3 protein-coding genes are annotated in these 2,927 nt (G+C 62.7%); all 3 read right to left on the reverse strand.

The window, feature by feature from the left end:
* Nucleotides 1-2,015: tape measure protein (locus KAZ48_08120; GenBank protein MBP7972753.1), on the reverse strand; the 2,015-nt coding region annotated here is incomplete at its 3' end.
* 17 nt (nucleotides 2,016-2,032) lie between these two features.
* Nucleotides 2,033-2,470, reverse strand: coding sequence for a hypothetical protein (locus KAZ48_08125; protein ID MBP7972754.1), 438 nt, complete (start codon nucleotides 2,468-2,470; stop codon nucleotides 2,033-2,035).
* Nucleotides 2,388-2,927, reverse strand: a 540-nt coding sequence (locus KAZ48_08130; GenBank protein ID MBP7972755.1) for a hypothetical protein, incomplete at its 5' end; no start/stop codon positions are given. The genes KAZ48_08130 and KAZ48_08125, both read right to left, overlap by 83 nt.

A 2,927-nucleotide genomic window follows, 5' to 3' on the forward strand; every position in this document is an offset into this window, starting at 1 on the left:
GCCGTCTTGTTGCTGGTCTCGTTGAGACGTAATAGCGCCTGATTCTCGTTGTCACGCGCCTTTATTAGTTTGTTCTGCGCCGCGGCCAACTCGGCGGTCGACGCGGTGCCGGAATCCTGCAACGCCTTGAGGTCGGCCTCGGCTTGCGCGCGGTCGTGCTGGGCCTCGAAGAACGACGACTCGGCACCGTATTGCGCCGCCGTCTCGCCGGGCCGCATGACCCCGTAGCGCGGGTCGTACGGTGCGACGACCTGTTGCAGGTCGGCCTTTCGCAACGCCTCTGTGGTCCGCGTCGCGCGGATCTGCGCCTGCACTGCATCGTTCTGCGCCTTGACCACATCGTCGGCAGTGGCATTCGCATCGGCCTGCAATTGGGTGACACGCGCCCGCTTCTCGGCCAGATCATGTTCAGCGTCGATCTCGGCCATACGCGCCTGCCAGTGTTCGACAGACTCGCCGGGGCCGGGTGGTTGGCCATACGCCGCCGGATAGGGGATCTGCGGCGCCTTGGGCAGGCCGCTACTACCACCACCCCCGGGCGGAAGGATCGGCAACCCCGAAGGTCCGGAACCAGGAGTGCTCTCCGGTGGCTCCGAACTTGGCACCGCGGAACCATCGACCGTCTTCCCGGGGAACCATGGTTTGTCACCGAAAATCCGATCGAAGAACCAGACGCCAGAACCGGGGATTTCCAGCGCCGTCCCCGCATTGGTACCCGTCGCCTCGTCGATCTTGTTGAGCAACATCGACGCGATCCACGCCGGCAGCACGATCTTGCTGAACGCACCCGTGATACCCGTCGCCGCCTTGTCCGCAGACGCAGGGATCGTCGTCGCCAGCATGGTGTTGATGCCGGTGAGCGATGTCGTGAGCGCGGTGACGCCTTCAATCGTCTTCCACGCAACGAATGCCTGCACCACATCGTCGACACCGATGCCGAGGCGTCCCAGCGTGTCGATGATCTCCGAAATCGTGCTCGCGAGATTCCCGGCGACATCCGCCGCATCATCGAACATGCGCCGGATGTCGTTCTGATGTGCGGTCACCCATTGGCCGACTTCGTCAATGCGTTCCTGCAATGTCTTGAGGACGTTGACGAGTTCATTGCCGTCCTCGGTCGGCTGCCCGAACAACGCTCCGAGGAAATTCGCACCCAGACGGGCGACCGAGGTCTGCAGGTTGGCCATCGCGCCCTGCACCGTGTCGCCGGCTGCCTTGGCGAACCCTGGAGCGTGCTGCTCGACAGTGCGCATCAGGTCTTCGAGGCCGACCTTGCCCTGACTGATCATCTCAGAGATTTCGGCACTGGACTTGTGCATCGTTTCGGCCAGCCACGCTTGGATCGGGATGTCCTGCAACTGGTTGCCGAGCTGTTCCATCGACACCTTGCCCTGGTTGGCAACGTCGAGGAACGCCTCGCCGATACGTCCGATGTCTGTTCCCGCGAATCCCGCCGCGTCGGCAACATCGGTCATAAACCGTTTGAGGTCGCCGGTGTTGGTGGCCAGTGCGCGGGTGGCGATCGAGAACGCCTGATCGAGCGCGAACGGCGTGCCCTCAACGGTTTTCGTGACGGTTTCCATGACCTGACCGACATCGAGCGCCGCGCGTCCGGTACCGGCCATCGTCCGGTTCAGGCTATCCAGGCGATTCTTCGCCGCGTCGATGGCTTCGTAACGCTCAAAGCCCTTGTAGAGCACCGCCGACGCCGCACCGGCTAGGCCGAGGGAGGTGACGACGCGGGTGACTATCTGGCCGACCGACAACTCAAAGCCCCGGCCGAACGCCTCACCGGCCTGCCGTCCATGTCGCTGGAACTGCGGCGCAACGGAACTGGCGAACGAGGATGTGAAGGCGTTGAGTTGCGAGCTGGTCATGGAGTCAGACAGGCCGCTACGGAACTCCCGACCGGCGACCGCGCCCGCCTTCTTGAAGTCCCCCACCAATTGATCAGCGACTGATCGGGAGGACCGTTCATTGAGGGCTACTTCGACTTCTGCGAGAAGTGGTGCCACGGTCTACCTCCCTTCGGTCATCGCGTGTAACCCAACTTTGTCTCAAATGCGGATTGCGACTTAGCATCTGATTCAGCCTTGGCGGTATCGGCCTTGGCGCGGCGCTCACGTTCCACCGGGTCGACGAACTCGATCTCGGACGTGTCGAATGCGGCGTCTCCACCTTCGGAGTTGACCGCCGCGTACGTTGAGCGCATCCGGTAGGACTCGTTCACGTTTTCGGCGAGCATTTGTTTCCAGTCGGGCCAGTGACCGCCACGCTCGGCGTCGGTCTTGAACGCGCTCTCGTCGTCGAGATATTCGACATAGTTCAGTAGTTCATAGCTGCTCAGGATTAGATGGCCGTCGGCGTCGCGGGCGCCGCGATGCCAATCAGCTATCCGTAGTTGGTGGAACCGGTGCAGATCCCGCGCGATCTGTTTCGGAAACTGGCGCCAGATCCACACTGCCGCCATTACTTTTGGGATCGGCGGCCCGCCGTTCGGCCAACTCGAATCCCTGTTTGTTCCAGACCTTCCAAACGTGTCGGGCGCCGCCACGCTGGCCGTCGAACTTGCCGTTACGCAGCCGCTCGTATTCCTTCTCGCCGAGCGCGGCCTGGGCGGTGCGAACTTCCCACGGCGGCGAGATCGGTACGCCACCCTTGCGATACGGCGGGCCGATCAGATCACCCTTGCGGGTCGTCGGTGGCAAGGTGGTGACAAGGTTTCCGTTGGCGTCGTAGACGTTCTGCTCAGACACATCCTCATCAGGGTGGCGATCGTAGGTCTCAGCCTCGAATTGCAGTGCATCCCAGGCTTCCAGAGCGTCATCATCGAGCATCCGCAACGACGGGTGAGGCGGGATGCTGATCACGCTGCCGTCGTCGAACGTCAGCAGGGTCGGTGAGAACAGGCTGTCGTAGGACTGCGC

Source organism: Candidatus Nanopelagicales bacterium, assembly GCA_018003655.1.
Taxonomy (GTDB): domain Bacteria; phylum Actinomycetota; class Actinomycetes; order S36-B12; family UBA10799; genus JAGNDY01.